Annotated in this window: 14 protein-coding genes; 10 read left to right on the top strand and 4 right to left on the bottom strand. The window is 57.3% G+C overall.

The window, feature by feature from the left end:
* Nucleotides 1-50: 50 nt before the first annotated feature.
* The gene (folK, locus tag VEG30_13605; GenBank protein HXZ80960.1) at nt 51-548 is read right to left on the bottom strand and encodes a 2-amino-4-hydroxy-6-hydroxymethyldihydropteridine diphosphokinase; all 498 of its coding nucleotides are present in this window, start codon (nt 546-548) and stop codon (nt 51-53) included.
* A gap of 113 nt (nt 549-661) precedes the next feature.
* On the opposite strand from folK, the gene VEG30_13600 reads away from it, so the two are divergent.
* The gene (locus VEG30_13600) at nt 662-1483 is read left to right on the top strand and encodes a cyclase family protein (protein ID HXZ80959.1); all 822 of its coding nucleotides are present in this window, start codon (nt 662-664) and stop codon (nt 1481-1483) included.
* Between the two features lie 7 nt (nt 1484-1490).
* On the opposite strand, the gene lpxC is transcribed toward VEG30_13600, so the two are convergent.
* Nucleotides 1491-2393, bottom strand: a complete 903-nt coding sequence (lpxC, locus tag VEG30_13595; protein ID HXZ80958.1) for a UDP-3-O-acyl-N-acetylglucosamine deacetylase — start codon at nt 2391-2393, stop codon at nt 1491-1493.
* Between the two features lie 246 nt (nt 2394-2639).
* Between lpxC and VEG30_13590 the strand changes: the two genes are divergently transcribed.
* The 5 genes from VEG30_13590 to VEG30_13570 all read left to right on the top strand — a co-directional run bounded on the left by VEG30_13590 (nt 2640) and on the right by VEG30_13570 (nt 8130).
* Nucleotides 2640-2840 carry a hypothetical protein gene (locus tag VEG30_13590; protein ID HXZ80957.1) on the top strand — a complete coding sequence of 67 codons (201 nt, stop codon included), beginning with the start codon at nt 2640-2642 and terminating at the stop codon, nt 2838-2840.
* Between the two features lie 882 nt (nt 2841-3722).
* The gene (gene dnaA / locus VEG30_13585) at nt 3723-5108 is read left to right on the top strand and encodes a chromosomal replication initiator protein DnaA (GenBank protein HXZ80956.1); all 1386 of its coding nucleotides are present in this window, start codon (nt 3723-3725) and stop codon (nt 5106-5108) included.
* Nucleotides 5109-5470: 362 nt separating this feature from the next.
* Nucleotides 5471-6589 carry a DNA polymerase III subunit beta gene (gene dnaN, locus VEG30_13580; protein ID HXZ80955.1) on the top strand — a complete coding sequence of 373 codons (1119 nt, stop codon included), beginning with the start codon at nt 5471-5473 and terminating at the stop codon, nt 6587-6589.
* A gap of 151 nt (nt 6590-6740) precedes the next feature.
* On the top strand, nt 6741-7154 hold the full coding sequence (gene mscL / locus VEG30_13575) for a large conductance mechanosensitive channel protein MscL (protein HXZ80954.1): 414 nt from the start codon (nt 6741-6743) through the stop codon (nt 7152-7154).
* Nucleotides 7155-7257: 103 nt separating this feature from the next.
* Nucleotides 7258-8130 (top strand): hypothetical protein, encoded by an 873-nt coding sequence (locus tag VEG30_13570; GenBank protein HXZ80953.1) that lies wholly within the window; start codon nt 7258-7260, stop codon nt 8128-8130.
* Nucleotides 8131-8391: 261 nt separating this feature from the next.
* Here the strand turns inward: VEG30_13570 and VEG30_13565 are convergent, their stop codons facing one another.
* On the bottom strand, nt 8392-9078 hold the full coding sequence (locus VEG30_13565; protein HXZ80952.1) for a hypothetical protein: 687 nt from the start codon (nt 9076-9078) through the stop codon (nt 8392-8394).
* 179 nt (nt 9079-9257) lie between these two features.
* On the opposite strand from VEG30_13565, the gene VEG30_13560 reads away from it, so the two are divergent.
* The 4 genes from VEG30_13560 (at nt 9258) to VEG30_13545 (ending at nt 15581) form a co-directional block, all read left to right on the top strand.
* On the top strand, nt 9258-9950 hold the full coding sequence (locus tag VEG30_13560) for an amino acid racemase (protein ID HXZ80951.1): 693 nt from the start codon (nt 9258-9260) through the stop codon (nt 9948-9950).
* Nucleotides 9951-10452: 502 nt separating this feature from the next.
* The gene (gene gyrB / locus VEG30_13555; protein HXZ80950.1) at nt 10453-13098 is read left to right on the top strand and encodes a DNA topoisomerase (ATP-hydrolyzing) subunit B; all 2646 of its coding nucleotides are present in this window, start codon (nt 10453-10455) and stop codon (nt 13096-13098) included.
* Nucleotides 13099-13266: 168 nt separating this feature from the next.
* Entirely contained in the window at nt 13267-13629 is a 363-nt protein-coding gene (locus VEG30_13550; GenBank protein ID HXZ80949.1) for a hypothetical protein, read from the top strand.
* Nucleotides 13630-13994: 365 nt separating this feature from the next.
* Nucleotides 13995-15581: a DUF4139 domain-containing protein gene (locus tag VEG30_13545; GenBank protein ID HXZ80948.1), complete on the top strand. Its 1587-nt coding sequence runs from the start codon at nt 13995-13997 to the stop codon at nt 15579-15581.
* Nucleotides 15582-15819: 238 nt separating this feature from the next.
* On the opposite strand, the gene gyrA is transcribed toward VEG30_13545, so the two are convergent.
* On the bottom strand, nt 15820-18096 hold a 2277-nt coding region (gene gyrA / locus VEG30_13540), incomplete at its 5' end, for a DNA gyrase subunit A (protein HXZ80947.1).

Genomic DNA, 18096 nt, shown 5'->3' with positions numbered 1-18096 from the left:
CTCAAGATGACAATGAAAGAGTCTCGCGGGAGGTCTGCTCAGCTTTTGTTTCAGGTCTCCAACTTGCGCACAATTGGCGGGCCGGGGCCGAGCATGTCGCGTAGCTCGCGGATGGTTTGTTTGAAGATAGGGTGACGAACCTCCGGGGCGATCTCCGCCAGCGGCTCGAGCACGAAGCGGCGTTCGTGCATCGCAGGATGGGGGATGACCAGGCGCGGATCGTCCACGACCGAACCGCCGAAGAGCAGAATGTCGATGTCGATGACGCGCGGCCCCTTGGGCTGAAGGCGGCGCCTTCCCATCGATTGTTCGATCGAGAGCACTGCAGAAAGGAGCTGGCGAGGCATGCGCTCGGTCTCCAGCGCAACCGCACAGTTCAGGAACCAGGGCTGACGGACGAACTCGACAGGTTCTGTCTCGTACAAAGAGGAAACCGCCTTCACATCGCCTAGTTGGCGCAAATACTCAACGGCCGTACGCAGGTTGCCTTCGCGATCTCCCATATTCGAGCCGAGCGAGAGATAGGCGGTCTTGCGCACGAGGACCATTTGACCACAGAGGATACAGAGGACCAGAACACGAACGACGAATGCGCTGTGCCTGAACCCTCATCATTCTGCTTTCGCCGAGTTACACTTGGCAGCTCGGCAGGAGGTGTGTCGTGTTTTGGTCTTATCTGGGGTTTGCCCGGTTTTGCCGAATCGCATTCTGGTCCGTGCTTTTCTTTGCGCCGGCGGTGGGTGCGCAACAAAAAGCAGTCTCGCCGGCGTCGATCAATCCTTCCAAGCTGGTAGATCTCAGCTACACGTTCGACGAGAAGACGATCTACTGGCCCAATGCCGAAGGTTTTGAGAGGCATGTCGATCATTGGGGCCCGCGCGAGGATGGAGGGTGGTACGCGGCAGCGCATTTCTCGGCGGCAGAGCATGGTGGCACGCACATGGACGCCCCCATTCACTTCGCCAAGGGGAAACGCACTTTGGACCAGATTCCGGTGTCGCAACTGGTAGCGCCGGCGGTGGTGATCGACATCAGCGACAAGTGCGCAGGGCACCCCGATTACCTGCTTCAACCTGCGGATGTAGATGCGTGGGAGAAAGTGCACGGCCGCGTGCCCGCTGGATCGATCGCGCTGGTGCGCACCGGCTGGGGCAAGTTCTGGCCGGATAAGAAGCAGTACATGGGAACGGATGTAAAAGGGGACACCGCGCATCTCGATTTCCCCGGCATTGGGCCGGAAGCAGCCAAGCTGCTGGTGTCGCGAGGAATTGTTGGAGTCGGACTCGACACGGCGAGTATGGACTATGGACGGTCAAAGGATTTTCCGACACATGGGGTCATCAATGGCGCTGATCTGTATGGGTTGGAGAATGTGGCCAACATGGAGAAGCTGCCGGCGACTGGAGCTACCCTTATTGCACTCCCAATGAAAATCGGCGGCGGGACAGGAGCGCCTACGCGAGTTGTGGCAGTGCTGCCCTAGAGTACGATCAAACAGGACTCGCGGAAGTGGACTCGATGGCAGAAGCTGTAACGGCCGGCGACTCCTCGCTGGTTTCTTCCCACAGGCTGGAATCGCGGAGCAGGCGCGATACCAAGGCGGTGTGCATGGCGTGGCCAGCGCGATTGGCGACCACGCGGCCGATGATGCGGCGTCCCAGGAGCGCAAGGTCGCCGATCAGGTCCAAGACTTTGTGGCGAACAAATTCGTCGGGGTAGCGAAGCGGCCCATTGACCACGGCTTCGTCATCGAGGACGACGACGTTGTCGAGCGAGGCCCCGCGGATCAGGCCCATGCTTCGCATCTTGGCTTCGTCGCGAGTAGAGCCGAATGTGCGGGCAGCCGCGATTTCCCGGCGGAATTGGCCGTCGCTGAGATCGACCTCATAGGTTTCCCGGCCAATAAGCGGGTGAGCAAAATCGATGGTGTAGGAGACGGTGTATCCGCAGCCGGGGGAGACGCTAATGAACTTGTCGCCTTCCACCAGTGACAGCTCCCTGCGAATGCGATAGTAGGTGCGCGGCCGCCGCTGGCGGCGGAGGCCTACGCGATCGATCATCTCCATAAATGGCCGGGCGCTGCCGTCAAGAATCGGGAGCTCCAAGTTATCGAGCTCGATGATGGCGTTATCGACGCCGGCTCCCACGAGGGCCGCCAGGACGTGCTCGGTAGTCGAGATCAGCACGCCTTTTTTCATCAGGCTGGTAGCGTAGCTGACACGAGCGACATTGCGGCTGGTGGCTTCGATCTCGAATCCATCGAGATCGGTGCGGCGAAACAGGATGCCTGTACCGGCACTGGCCGGCAGCAGGCGCATGTTCGCCTTCACGCCACTGTGCAGACCAATCCCGTGACATTCGACGGCATCGCGGATTGTCTGCTCGTAGGTCAAAGCGGGGGAATAAAGCCCTAGTACTACATAAGATTAACCCAGCTCTGCAAAGAAGGTGTGTGGCAGAAAGTGCACACTTCGTGGAATTTCAGGCGCAAATACTCAAGATGGTAACGGCGGGTGGTTTAAGGGACGTAAGCTCAAGCTGTGAGCTCCAGTCGACAGGAAACCGTGACAAACAGTGTGAGGCAATATGAAGTTCCAGTTGCGACACGTCAGCGTCCGGGTTGAAGAAGATGTGGCCGGTTGCGCGCGCGCCTGACCGCCCGCCGCGAGATCAGCGTCTCGCGTCTACTGGGTGATCTGCTGAAAGAGCGTATGCAGCAGGAGAACAACTACGACCGCGCGAGGTGCCGAGCCCTAACGCGAAAGCCCTTCATGCGAACTGGCGGCCACTACCTCTCGGGTGAAGAGGCGGATGACCTGCACAGTCTTCGTCGACACTAAGGTGCTGATTTACGCGATCGACCCTTCGGAAGATTTCCGAGTGATCAAAACTTCGCGGGAGTAATTGTCATCAACCCGTTCGAGCGCGATCCAGAGTCTGTTAGCTAATAACGGATCCAACTCGTACCTTCTCGAGCCAACGCACGGCGGTATCTGCGATCAATGATTGCGGAACTTACGTCGACTTGCATGAGAGCATCCGTCAGAAAAGAATAGCAAGGAACTCTTTATGCATTCGGAATGAACGGCGCGGCTGTCAAAACTGAGGTCGAGCGAAGACCCGATTTGGCGGAGCTAGGCTGCGCCTGAACGGACGAGACGTTTGTTCCCACAGGAGCACCGTTTCCACACGAGATTGCGGAACAACATCTTATGCACCAATCGCGCGGCAGTTAGATGAGAGACACTTGACAGAAGGCATCGTGAGTTCTCACATTAGCGCGGCACTGAATTTTTGCGTGGTGAGTTTTTTCACCACGCGAGAATCTTCGTGCTAGCATGCTAGTCGGTTCAGGCAACGAGACACTGCTTTAGGTTCTGTGCAAATCCGGGTTTTCTGCCGTGCTTCTCGCAACATCGCCGCAGGATATGCAATTCGCGGCCGGATACTCGGAAGCAGATTAGATCGTCTTGAGTGAGTCCGCGTGGACTCTGACCAGCCGGAAGAAGCCAGCGCAATGAAAACGGCGAATGCGGGACTGCAGGGCTGGCTGTCCCATGCCGGTCATCACGGGAAATATTTCCGGCCCGCCTGTGGATTCAGCACGGTTCTGAGTCGCAGGTGCGTATTGTTTTAGTGAGCGACTTCGGCGCACGTGGCGCTTGCGGTAAAGCGAATTTCAAATTTTCTTGTTCCACTGACGCATGCAGGACTAATACGACATGGCGAGTACTACGACCAGCATTGACGATCCCTGGGTACAAATTCTCAGCGCCCTGGAAAAGAAAATTAATCGTCACTCCTATGACACCTGGTTGAAGCCTACCCGTTTCAGCCACCAGCAGAATGGAGTGATGTTCATCCGGGTGCCCACGCCGGAGTTCCGCGACATTGGCGACAAGTACGGCGACCTAATCCAGGAAGCCATCGACAATCTTGGAATGGACTTCAATGACGTGAGGTTCATCACGGCAGAGGATTCCCGTCCTCCGGCTTCGGCAACACCTGTGCGTCACGACGGAGGCTTCTCGAACTCGACGCATGCGGTTGGGCAAACTGCTAAGCAGACCCGCTTTGACTGGGACGGAGCGGCGCAACTCAACCCCAAGTACACGTTCGAAGCCTTCGTCATCGGTTCGGGAAATCAGTTCGCGGCAGCCGCGGCCCGGGCAGTGGCAGAAAATCCTTCGAAAGCCTACAACCCGTTGTTCCTGTACGGCGGTGTGGGTATGGGCAAGACCCACCTGATGCAGGCCATCGGTCATGAGGTGAAAAAGCGCAGTCCGCAATATTCCATCTGCTATCTCTCCAGCGAGCGCTTCACCAACGAGATGATCAACTCTCTACGCTACGACAAGATGTCGAGCTTCCGCGATAAGTTCCGCAATGTCGACATGCTGCTGGTGGACGACATCCAGTTTCTGGCGCAGAAAGAACGGACCCAGGAGGAGTTCTTCCATACCTTCAATGCGCTGCATGAGTCGATGAAGCAGATCATTATCGCGAGCGACCGGCCGCCGAAAGAGCTGGCGGAAATCGAAGACCGGCTGCGAAGCCGCTTCGAATGGGGCTTGATCGCCGACATTCAGCCTCCCGATCTGGAGACCAAGGTCGCCATTCTGCAAAAGAAAGCGGAACTGGAGAGAGTGCTGATTCCCACCGACGTGGCGCTGTTCATTGCTTCCAACATTCGCTCCAACGTACGCGAGTTGGAAGGGGCGCTGATCCGGCTGATCGCTCATTCCTCGCTGATTGGAACTGAGATCACGCTGCCCTACGCCCAGCAGGTGCTAAAGAATTTCATCGACTCCCAAACCCGCAAGGTGTCGATTGACGCCATCCAGAAGTCCGTAGCCGAGCAGTTTGGGTTGCGGGTACAGGAGATCAAGGCGAAGAACAACTCCCGGGCCATCGTGTATCCGCGGCAGATTGCCATGTACTTAGCGAAGCACCTGACCGATGCGTCGCTGCCGGAGATTGGGCGGCAGTTTGGCGGCAAGCACCATACCACCGTCCTGCATTCCATTGAAAAAATCGAGGAAGTACGCAAGGCGGACAAAGATTTGAACAGGATGCTGAACAAGCTGACTGAGATCTTGAGCGGGTAACAATAGGGTTTTCGATAGCCGATTCACCCCAACGCGGAACATGAGCTCGATTTCCCTGTGGAGCCTTTGTGAAAAGTGTGCAAGAAACCAGCCCGAGTAGTGAAGAGTTGGCGGAATTAGGGGGAGTTTCAGCCCGGGGCTGGATTTTTACGGGATTCAGGATAGGGGCAAGTAGTTGGGACGGATGCTGCTTAGCAAAGGTTTCCACATTTCCTACGCCATCCTCTACTACTTCTCTACGGCTGTCTGATTGAATTATCCTAATGATATATAAGTAAGTCCGTAGCCAGCTTCAAGAAGTACCTGGCCGTGCCAGGGCCCTTGCGCGCACTCTGACGGCAGCGGGCTTAGGAGACTGCGATATGGAGATCACCGTCAGTAAGTCTGACCTCCTGAAGGAACTTAGCGCCACGCAGGGCGTGGTCGAACGCAAGACCACGATTCCCATTCTTTCGCATTTCTTATTCGAAGCAACTGGCGACAAGCTTTCCCTCACCGCAACCGATCTTGACCTCGGACTTCGCACCTGCTGTCCCGCAAAGGTGAAAAAAGAGGGCTCCTGCACGATCCCCGCCCGCAAGCTCTACGACTATGTGAAATTGCTCCCTGACGGCGATATCACAATCAAGCTGCTGGACAATCACTGGGTCAATATTCGTCTGGGGCGGTCCAACACGAAGATGGTGGGAATGGCACGCTCTAATTTCCCCAGCTTACCTGTGTTTCCCACCAGCGGTGTAATCCGCATTCCGGCGCAGGTGCTGCACACCATGATCGCCAAAACCATCTTTGCCATATCAAACGAGGAATCCCGCTACACCCTGAACGGCGCTTTGATGGTGCTGAAGCCAGAATCGATCACCATGGTAGCTACCGACGGACATCGCCTGGCACACATCGAGAAGGCTCACGAAAGCTTTCCCGATGTTTCGGATTTGAAAACGCTGGTCCCCAAGAAGGCTATGGCCGAGCTGAATTCGCTACTCCAGGCGAATGAAGATCAGACGATTGAGTTTGCGCGTGATGAATCGACGCTGTTCTTCCGCATAGGAAACCGGGTGCTCACTTCACGTCAACTGACCGGCCAGTTCCCGAATTATGAAGCCGTGCTGCCCAAGGACAACACCAAGCAGGTGACGGTACGGAGTGAGGATATTTCTGGCGCCATCCAACGCGTGGCGCAGTTTGCCGATGAGCGCTCGGGAGCGATCAAGCTGCGGCTGGACAAGGGAGTGATGACGGTTTCGTCTTCGTCGGCGGACACGGGAGAGTCGGAAGATACGATTGAGACGGCTTACCAGGCTGAGCCCATGGTGATCGGATTCAATTCCGGATATCTGCTGGACTTCTTCAAAGCAAGCAGCGGCGGCGACATCCGGTTGGAGTTCAAGGATGCGCAGTCGGCAGGCCAGTTGCGTCCGGAAGAGAATGGCGATGTGGATTTCAAATATCGCTACATCGTGATGCCGATGCGGATCTGAAGGCGATTTCCTGATCGTCAGCCCCTATCCCAATTTGGGCGCATATTCGTTGTTTGAGTGAGGACTATCCTTCCGCCGCTTTTCCCGGATTGACGTAAACCAAGTGACGTTTTAGGCTCGCAATCCACAAAATTCGAGCTCTGGAGGCAACATGAAAGGCTTCCGGGAATTCATACTGCGCGGCAATGTAGTGGATCTGGCGATTGGGGTGGTGATTGGTGCAGCATTTGGCACGGTGGTTACCGCCTTCGTGAAGGATTTGCTTACTCCGCTGATCGCGGCGATTGTTAAGAAGCCGGATTTCTCCGCGTTTTCCTTTGAGATCAATGGCGCCAAATTTCTCTATGGCGACTTTTTCAATGCAGCCATTTCCTTTCTGCTGATAGCGCTGGCTGTCTACTATTTTGTGGTGCTGCCGGTGAATGTCCTGATGGACCGGTTCAAGAAAGCGCCGCCATCGGATCCAACAGTCCGGTCGTGCCCGGAGTGCTTGAGTGCGATTCCTGTAGAGGCACGTCGCTGCTCGCACTGCGGGCAAGCGGTGGCGCCGGCACGCGCGGCATGAGCGGCTGAGCCCTTGTTTTAGAAGAGCGGGTACCCGGCGGTTGTCGAATCACATGGTTCACGCCCGTCGTGAGTACGCGGGAATCGCTTGGAGGAACGCTGAGATGTCCCGCAAAGCCATACTCCTTACGCTTGCGCTGGCGGTTGCCGGTTGCCTTCAGGCGTGGGCAAGATCCGATGTTGAGGATAAAGTGCGCTTCGGGCAGAGCATCACGGTAGCGTCTGGGGAGAAGATCGGCGATGCGGTTTGTTTTGGTTGCTCGGTCCGGATTGAGGGTGAAACCGGCGACGTGGTGGTGTTTGGCGGAAGCGTTTCCGTCAACGGCAGGACTGCTGACGTGGCTGTTTTCGGAGGCTCAATCGAACTGGGGCCTCAGGCGGACGTGCGCGGAGACGTGGCGGTGGCAGGGGGCGAAGTCCACCGTGATCCGGCCGCGCGCGTGAAGGGCGATGTGCAGAACCTGCCAGGCAAGGCAATGTTCGGCATTGGCGGGGTAGGGATGCTGTTCCTGTTCTCACTACTAGGGGCGATTCCGCTCGCGCTGCTTCTTACCCTGCTCGCGTTTCTGATTCTTAAAGAGCCGCGGGTGAATGTCATGGCCAACGCCGCCAAAACGCAAACCGGCGCGGTGCTGCTAGCGGGCTTGGCAGTAGTGGTTGCCATGGTGCTGTTATGCGGATTAGCGATCCGGGTGGGGCACAGCCTGCGTGTGTTGATGTTTATTGTGTGCTTGGGCTTCGTGGTCACGCTAGTTGTCGGTTACACCGGGTTGAGTTCGTGGATCGGACGGCAGCTGGCGAAGAATGCACAGCCGCTGGCGGTGGTGCTGGTTGGCGCGGTCGCGATCTGCATCCTGCAGGCAATCCCGCTGATTGGTGGGATTGCGTTTGTGGTGTTTGTCCTGCTGGCGCTGGGATCGGCGGTGTTTACCGGGTACGGCAGCGCGCAGGACTGGTTTCGCACAAGAGTGGGGTGAGCAATCAAGTTGTCAACGGCGAATTTCCGAGTTGGCCATCATGGGGGAGCAAAGTTGTAATGACTGCCTAGTTCTTAGCCCCGGTGATCGCAAATGCGATAGCTGCTATATGTGTTCGCTTCGCTGTCCGATTTGAATTACCGCCGGCGTGGCCTCTGTTTGGCGGATACAGACCGAATGATGACGCTACCCCGCCCCGTTGCCGGCAGCGGGTTTTCGCAAAACTCACAGCGGACAAGGGGTCAATTCCATGTCGCACTCTTATTCCAGAGCGTTGATCACCTGCACCGCTGTGGTGAGATCCGCGCCGGTAGCCGATTGGTATTTCTTCACTGCGTCAATTCGTTGGCCCTGACCGACAAGCGTCTTCAGTTGGGTCAGTAACGGGTCCTTTATTTCGGACGCCAGCTCGCGAGCGTGCTCTCTCTGTGCCCTTCCCTTTTCGAGGTTCTCGCGAAACAACCTGGCACCTTCCGCATTGGCACAGGGATAAACAAGGAACCATTCCCCGTTGTTTGCCGCAATGGTGCGAATGATGGTCACTGAGCTGTTCGGGCGAGGCTCCCAGTTGATCTGAACCTGGTAGCTGGGGTGCACCGGATACTTGAATGCCCGCGGAGGAGCTCCGGGAACCACCATCTCGTGTTCGACGGGCGTTATTGAAATGTCATATTTGCCGCGCGGCGCTTCCTCAACATCGTGGTTGATGAGGAAATCAAAGTACTCGCGATTGGAAGCATTGATGCAAGCCAGGAGCTGCGGGTGAAGCAACTGCCGGACGCGGGTGGGATCCTTCGATTGCACCGCAGCGATGTAATTCCTGGCAAATTGCTGCCGCGCCGAATCGGCCGTGGTCCCGGTCTGTGCTGCGACTGGGATGACCAGTGGGCAGCTTGCGTAGAGGAGCATTGCGGAGGCGAAGAGGGCGATTCGGGTTTGCGTGCGCATGATGCCATGATGCACGAGCGTCCAATTCCATGCAGGCGTGAAACTGCGCAGGAACCTGACCTGACACCGGGCCCCGAGAGATCTGAAGATATCGATACGGCTCGTTCCTCTCTGGCAGTGCAGGGAGATCGTTTTATTGCGGAATCCTGCAGGATGCCTCTGCATCTCTTCCGAGTATTGTGCGCACCCTAGGAATGATTGGCGGGCTTGGGCCCGAGTCCACGATCGACTATTACCGGTTTATCCTCGCGCGCTATCGCGAACGTAAGCCGGATAGCGGGTATCCCCACGTAATCATCAACAGCCTTGACGTCGATAAAGGTATCGCCCTCCTTGATGCAGGGCAGCTTGAGGAGCTGGTTGAATACCTTGCCACTGGCATAGAGGTGCTGGTGCGCGCCGGTGCGGAGTTTGGTTGTATCGCGGCAAACTCGCCGCATCTGGTCTTCGATGAGGCCCAACGCCGTTCGGCAATACCGCTTCTCAGCATCGTTCGCGCCACAGCCGATCACGCAAGGTCACTCGGTTTGAAGAAGGTGGGGCTGTTTGGGACCGGATTTACCATGCGAGCGAATTTTTACCCGGAGGAGTTCCGGCGGGCGGGTATTGCCATGGTCCGGCCAAAGGAAGGAGAACAGGAATTCATCCACCGAAAGTACATAGGTGAATTGCTGAAGAATAAATTTCTGCCGGAAACCAGGACGGAGATTGTGCGCATCGCGCAAAGGATGGTGAACGAGGACGGGATCGAGGCGGTGGTGCTCGCAGGGACGGAACTGCCGTTGTTATTGCGTGACGCAGGTTTAGGCCTCAAGATTCTGGATACAACTGTGATTCACGTCGAAGCCATCGTTGACGAGTTGCTGCTGTGAACTTGGCACCATTTCACGACGCCCATCCTCCGCCAGAAGCAGCGGAAGGGCGGGTCAAACTCTAATCGAGTTCTTCACTGCTTTGACTGCATTGAAGCCCAGGTATTGCTCAAAGTGCGTTCTTTCGACGAAATCCGCGGGTCTCGCCATTGGCCAGTTTTGTTCCTCGTAAATAACTGAACACGAAAGCTTTATGCGATCAGCCAGCTCCCAAAGAAAGGCTCCCGTGTGGTAAAATTTGATTAGGTCTGAGGGCACTAAATTACTGAAATTTCAAGCAGTTGAATGCCCGGAGAACGCTTCCCGGAAACGATTTTTCTGTCCGACGACCGCGAAATAGCCGCCTCGGCGCCCCAGCCGTCAGGCCAGTGATGTGCGGGGTCAGTTTAAGTCCGAGGTCCCCGGATGCCGCAGCTTGCCGCAGCGATTTGCGCTGCGTGCTCGACAGTTCCGCACCATGGTGCGGTCTGATAAGCGCGTGCGGGGGCACGATGGGAGTTCGATGCCCGCCAAAGAGATTCGCAGCGAAACAGTGCTCGCCGAAGAGAACGAAATCACCACGACAAGCAAGAACGACAAGCCGGCCAGCAAGAACGGTAACGGAACCGAAGCCGACTACACTGCCGAGTCGATCAAGGTGCTCGGTGGCATGGAAGCAGTGCGCAAACGGCCGGCGATGTATATCGGATCGACGGGCGAGCTGGGATTGCACCACCTGGTTTACGAAGTGGTGGACAACTCGGTGGACGAAGCGCTCGCCGGTTATGCTTCGCGAGTCGATGTCACCATTCATATCGACAACTCAATCACCGTGATCGATGACGGCCGCGGCATCCCCGTCGATGACATGGTGGTTGACGGCGAAAAACTTCCCGCGGCGCAGGTGGTAATGACCACATTGCACGCCGGGGGCAAGTTTGACAGCTCGACGTACAAGGTCTCTGGCGGTCTGCACGGCGTTGGCGTCTCTTGCGTGAATGCCCTAAGCGAGGAACTGAATCTCGAGATCTGGCGCAACGGCTTCACTTGGGAGCAGTCCTATTCCAAGGGCGACCCGACGACGAAACTGAAGAAGACCGGCAGCGCGGGGCGTAAGGTTGGAACGAAGGTGAACTTCCGGCCCGATCGCGGGATCTTCACGGTCGTCGAGTATAACTTCGATACGCTGGCGCAGCGGCTGCGCGAACTGGCCTTTCTCAACAAGGGCCTGGTGATCACGCTCACTGACGAGCGCACCACCGATCCCAAAACCGGCGAAGCCAAGAAGCTGGAATTCAAGTACAACGGCGGCATCGCCGAATTCGTGAAGCATCTGAACCGCGGCAAGAACGTTCTGCACGACAAGCCGATCTATATGGAGGCAACGCGCGACGGCGTGGAGATGGAGATTGCCATCCAGTACAACGATGGCTACTCGGAGAACGTCTTCAGCTTCGCCAACAACATCAACACGGTGGATGGCGGCACGCATCTTTCCGGATTCCGCACGGCGCTCACGCGCACGATCAACTACTACGGACAGCAGCTTGGGTTGTTCAAGGACGTCAAGGAAAATCTGACGGGCGATGACGTGCGCGAAGGATTGGTGGCGGTGATCAGCGTGAAGCTGTCGCAGCCTCAGTTCGAAGGTCAGACCAAAGGCAAGCTGAATTCCGATATCGCGGGCACGGTACAGGCCTTCCTGAATGAGCGCCTGGGCGCCTATTTCGAGCAGAATTCAACTGCAGCGCGAAAGATCATCAACAAGGCGATTGAAGCGGCGCGGGCGCGAGAAGCGGCGCGAAAGGCGCGCGACCTCACGCGGCGCAAGGGAGCGCTGGATGGAGGCGGGCTGCCGGGAAAATTGGCGGACTGCTCCGAGCGGCAGCCAGAGCGTTGCGAGCTGTTTCTGGTGGAGGGGGAATCCGCGGGCGGCACCGCCAAGCAGGGACGCGACCGGCGATTCCAGGCGATTTTGCCGTTGAAGGGCAAGATTCTGAATGTCGAGAAGGCGCGCTACGACAAGATGCTGAGCCACGAAGAAATCCGCGCCATGATCACGGCGCTGGGGACCGGGATCGGCAAAGATGACTTCGTCGCTGGCAAGCTGCGCTACGGCAAGATCATCCTGATGACCGACGCCGACGTGGATGGCTCGCACATCCGCACTTTGTTGCTGACGTTTTTTTTCCGCCACATGCAGGAGCTGATCAAGCGCGGCAATGTGTTCATTGCACAACCGCCACTGTACTCGATACGCAAAGGCAAATCGCACCAGTACATCAAGGACGACCGCGAATTTGTGCGTGTGATGGTGAAGCGGGCAGCAGATGGGCTTATCGTGCGCTACGGCGAAGGCGCGGCCAAGCTGGAAGGGGCGGCGCTGGCGAAGTTCATGACCACGTTGAATGAGTATCTGAGCTTCTTCGACAAGGTAGAAAAGCGGCTGCGCAATGAAGAAGTCACGGAGCTCCTGCCGAGGCTGGATCTGGCGAAGCGTGCTGATTTCGAAGGCGACAAGAAGGAGCCACCAAAGAAAATATCGCAGCTGCAGAAAGAATTGCAGAAGCTGGCCAAGAAACAGGAATTCAAGAAAGTAGAGTCGCGTTTCGATGAAGAGCACAACCTGTGGGAGGTGCTGTTTGTGAACGCGCAGGGCGCGGAACATGTGATCAACTGGGAGGTGGCAAGTTCGCCTGAATATCGGCAGATGCTGGCCAAGTACAAACTGGTCGAGACCTACATGCAGCCGCCGTTCGTGATCGAGGTGAAGCCGCGCGAAGACACCAAGGCCGACAAGGAAGAACTGAGCGACGCCGAGAAGGAAGAACTGGATAAGACGGAAAAGAAGGCTCCCAAGGCCGCAGCGCGGCGCAAGCATGAAACCGAGGTGGTGGAGAAGACCACGGCGCGCGAGCTGTTCGATTACGTGCTTAACGAAGGCAAGAAAGACTTCACCGTTCAGCGATATAAAGGACTGGGGGAGATGAGCGCAACGCAGTTGTGGGATACGACGATGGACCCGGAGCGGCGGACGCTGCTGTCGGTGAAGTTGGAAGATATCGCCGAGTGTGAGGCCATCTTCTCGACGTTGATGGGCGAGGACGTGGAGTCGCGGAGAAAGTTCATCGAGGAGAATGCGCTGGATGTGAAGAATCTGGATATCTGAGTCGCAGAGTTTTGCAGATCGTTCGTGAGCCCGGCCGAAAATGGCCGGGCTTATTGTTTTTTGCAGAAGCTCTTGTTTTCGATAAGGAAGATGCCAAAGGGTCTGCGGTTCAGAAGAAAGGGCTGTTAATCGCGGAACTTTCGCGGTCGTCATGGTGTCGAAAGGGGCATGAAGATGTGGCGAGTTCTGATGCTGACAACCTTGACTTTGGGTCTCGTGGCAAGCGTGTGTGCCCAAGCTTGTCCGGTAGATGATGACGCGGCTGTATCGAGCGGCACCACTGTTCAGGACGTGCAGGGTGAATTCGTGCTCTGGGCGATGCCAATACTCATGCTTGGGCTTACGGCTGGCCTTACGATCATGCTCCGAAGCAAGCAGAAGGAATCTGTTGCCTCGCTTAATCTGTCAAATGGGGACGAGCAACCGGCATTCCCTGATGCTGTGACGATTGAACTGAGTCTACTGGCGCTGGAATTTGATCAGGTAAGCGCGGAGAAAGGTGTAGACGACGAAGTAGCCGCCTTGCGTTGAAGGGGCGCGGCTGTGGCGGCGTTCACAGAGCTTCTGGGATTGGCAGACGATTCGGCTCTTGCGGGCAGCATCTGCTGTGGCGACTGATCACGCAGCGGAGCGGGGCTCCGCCTGAACGGACGAGACGTCCGTTCCCACGCGGTTCTTTAGAACCAAAAGATTCTTCGACCCCCTCCTCCGGCCCCCAAGAAACCAAAGGCGGGTTTGTTGGGGATTCCGCGTGCTCGGCCTTGCTAGGATGACACCCAAGGAAGTGGCACTTTCGGGGATTACCAGAGTTTTGCAAGCACTGATCCAAGCTTACGTTCTTTGTTCGAATGCCGGGAGGAGAGTTATCCGTCCCGGCCTGACGAGGGAGAACATCTGTGAAAAGTCTGATCTGGACAGCCATTATCGCCGTCAGCCTATTTGCCGGCGCTTCCAATGCCATTGCGGAAGAAAATTCGCCTGCATGGCGAAGTACGCAGCAAAGTCCGCCGCAAGGGACGAGTGAAGGGACACAAGAAGCAGGCGGTAACTCGAATTCCCGCAGTGCCTCGCCCGCGCTGACCATCTACAACCAGAATTTTGCGTTGGTAAAAGAGCGCCTGCCGCTGGAATTGACTGCGGGGGTGAACACCATGCGCTTCAGCGAGATTACGTCGCAACTAGAGCCGTCGTCGGTGGTGCTGCGCGACCCCTTGGGTCAACGCTCGCTCCAGGTGCTGGAGCAGAACTATCGCGCCGATCCCATCTCGCAGGAGCTGCTGCTTTCGCTCTATGAAGGCAAGACGATTGATTTTCTGGTGAACCCAGGCGAGCCACAGAAGATGGTGAAGGGAAAGATCATTCGCAGCGGCTACATCCCCAGCCTGGTCCGCTTGGGGCAGTACCAGCAGCCGCAGTATCAGCAGCCGATCATCGAAGTGGATGGTGTGCTGCGCTTCGGATTGCCGGGGCAGCCGCTGTTTCCTGCGCTCACCGGCGACACCATCCTCAAGCCCACGCTCAACTGGCAACTGCGTACGGACAAGCCGGGCCGGTTCGATGCCGAGCTCTCGTACATCACTGGCGGGATGAGTTGGCAGGCGGACTACAACCTGGTCGCGCCTGAGAAGGGCAACACGCTCGATGTGATCGGCTGGGTCACGATCGACAACCGCAGCGGCCGCGTGTTCGAGAATGCGCGCCTGAAGTTGATGGCGGGTGACGTCAACAAGCTACAGCCTGGCGAGCGGGACAACTATGCCCGCACCGCTAAGGCGATGGCAGTCTTGTCGGACGAGCGGCGCGAGGCTGTGACCGAGAAGACGTTCGACGAATATCACCTGTACACGCTGGAGCGCCCGACCACTTTGCACGATCAGGAGGTGAAGCAGGTGGAATTCGTGCGCGCGGCTGGGGTGTCATCCAACCGGCTGTATCTGTACGACGGCGCCAGCTTCGATTGGGCTCGGTTCCAGTACTATTCGCCGGAGCAGTTGCGCGTGGAGCGCGATCTAGGCACACAGACGAACAAGAAGGTCTGGGTAGTACAGGAGTTCAAGAATTCGGAGAAGAATCACCTCGGCATGCCTCTGCCGAAAGGCCGGCTGCGGTTTTATCGGCGCGACAACGATGGCCATCTGGAATTCACCGGCGAGAGCGAGATCGACCACACGCCCAAGGATGAAACGGTGCGAGTGTACACCGGCAACGCCTTTGACCTAGTGGGCGAGCGCAAGCGGACCAACTACGCGATCGACACAAACCGTCGCTGGATCGATGAGTCGTTCGAAATCCGGCTGCGCAATCACAAGAAAGAGGCGGCGACCTTCACCGTGCAGGAGCACCTGTATCGATGTGTGAATTGGCAGATCACGGAAGAGTCGCATCCACACAAGAAGACAGAAGCGCAACGGATGGAGTTTCAGGTGACGGTGCCGCCGGATGGGGAGCAGGTGGTGACGTACACAGTGCACTACACGTGGTAGGGAGGGGTTGTTCAACGGCTCGGAAGCGCAAGCCGTGGACGGATTCAGCGTAACCGTTCTGTCGACATTTACGTGACAGTTTGCTCTTGGACAGGAGTAAGGAAAACGCAAGATCCTTCGACTCCGCGCCCGCGACCCGCAAAAAGCGCGGGTCGGAAAGCAGACAGGCGCGTCGCTCAGGATGACAAATAGAAGAACCTTGATCGGCGCGGCTGAAGCCGCGCCCCTTCAAAGCCACTTACTGGATTAGCGTGCCGTTTCCGTTGCCGTTTGTCTCCTCGGCGGGGATGACCACGGCTGCCGCTACGCGATCGCCTTCTTCCAGCGACAGCAGGCGGACGCCCTGGGTTGAGCGGCCCGCTTCGCGGATCTGCTCGGTCTCGGTGCGGATGATCTTGCCGAACTGGCTAATGATCATCACTTCGGCATCTTCCGTGACCAACATGATGGAGACCACTTTTCCATTGCGCGCCGTGGTCTTCACGTTGATCACGCCCTTACCTCCGCGCGACTGCAGGCGGTATTCGTCCACCGGCGTGCGTTTTCCGTAAGCGTTCTCGGTGACGGAGAGAATCTTGTCGGCAATTTCCTCGGCTTCCTGCTCGCTTTCCGGCTTGGGCGGATGTTTGGGCGTGACTGCCATGCCCACGATGTAGTCGCCTTTGTCCAGATCCATTCCACGCACGCCGAAGGCAGGACGGCCCATGGGGCGGACATCCTCCTCGTCGAAGCGGATGGCCATCCCTTCGTGAGTAGCAAGAAAGATGATCTGGTTGCCGTCGGTGACCTGGGCGGCGACCAGTTCGTCGCCTTTGTCGATGCCGATGGCAATGATGCCGCGGGACATCACATTGCAGAAGTCCTTGAGCGGAGTTTTCTTCACAGTGCCCTGGCGAGTGACGAAGAGGATGTATCTGTTTTCCTCTTCCAGGTTGCGCACCGGCAGGAAGGCGCGAACGTTTTCGCCGGGCTGCAGAGCTACCAGGTTGCCGATGTGCTTACCCTTGCCGGCTGCGCCGACGTCGGGAATTTCGTACACCTTCAGCCAGTACACACGGCCGTTGTTGGTGAACACCAACAGGTAGGCATGAGTGGATGCGATGTAGAGATGTTCGACGAAGTCCTCCTCGCGCGTGCTCATGCCGCGCCGGCCAGTGCCACCGCGACGCTGCGAGCGGTAAGTGGAGATCGGGGTGCGCTTCAGGTAACCGGAATGCGAGATCGTGACTGCCACCTGCTCGTCGACAATGAGGTCCTCGAGCTGGATCTCGGTGGTCTCGTCGACTAACTGAGTGCGGCGGGCGTCGCCGTATTCTTTCTTGATCTCCTCCAATTCCTTCACGATGATGCCGCGCAGCTTCTTTTCGGACGCCAAGGTTGATTCGTAATCGGCAATCTGCTCGCGAATCTGTTTCAACTCGCTGATGATTTCGTCGATGGAGAGCCGGGTGAGGCGATGCAGTTGCAACTCCAGGATGGCATCGGCCTGCTTGGCGTCGAAGGGGCGCTCGGGCTTGTTGCGGCCCACGCTGACGTTGCTCTTCCTGCCATTGACGTTGACTTCGATGCTCTTGCCGCCGAAATATGCGACCAGGTTGTCGCGTGCCTCGGTGCGGTTGTTGCTGCCGCGAATGATGGCGATCACGTCGTCAACGTGATCGAGAGCGACTTTGTAGCCTTCCAGGATGTGTTCCCGCTCACGAGCCTTGGCCAAGAGGAACGCGGTGCGCCGGCGCACCACGTCGATGCGGTGATCGACGAAGTGGCGGATCGCCTCGACCAGACCCATTTCCCGTGGCTGGCCGTTCACCACGGCCAGGAAGATCATGCTGAAGTTCTCCTGCATCTGGGTGTGCTTGTAGAGTTGATTCAGCACGATCTGGGCTTCTGCGCCTCGCTTGAGCGGCACAACAATGCGCATTCCTTCGCGATCTGATTCATCGCGCGGCTCACCTTGAATGTCGTCGATAACTTTGTTCTCGGCTAATTCCGCAATGCGCCGGACCAGCGCTGCCTTGTTGGTCTGGTAGGGAATTTCAGTGACTACAATGGCCTGCCGGCCTTCGGTCATCTTCTCGATCGATGCCTTGGCACGCATGGTGAAACGGCCACGTCCGGTCTTGTAAGCGTCCACGATTCCAGCCTTGCCGTAGATGAAGCCGCCAGTGGGGAAGTCGGGTCCCTGCACGTCTTTCATGACTTCGGCCAGCGTGGCATTGGGATTGTTCACCAGGGTGATGGCCGCGTTAACGATCTCAGTCAGGTTGTGTGGCGGGATGTTAGTGGCCATGCCGACGGCAATGCCATTGGCGCCGTTGATGATCAGGTTGGGAATCTTGGTGGGGAGAACGACAGGTTCAGCGGTGGTATTGTCGAAGTTCTCGACAAAATCGACCGTGTCTTTCTCGATGTCGGCCATCATCTCTTCGGCGATGGCGGTGAGGCGGCACTCGGTATAACGGTAGGCCGCGGGAGGATCGCCATCGACGGAGCCGAAATTGCCCTGGCCGTCGAT

The sequence above is a fragment of the Terriglobales bacterium genome (assembly GCA_035624455.1).
Taxonomy (GTDB): Bacteria; Acidobacteriota; Terriglobia; order Terriglobales; family Acidobacteriaceae; genus DASPRM01.
The sequence above is the reverse complement of the archived record's forward strand: the minus strand, read 5'-3'. Positions and strand labels throughout refer to the sequence as shown.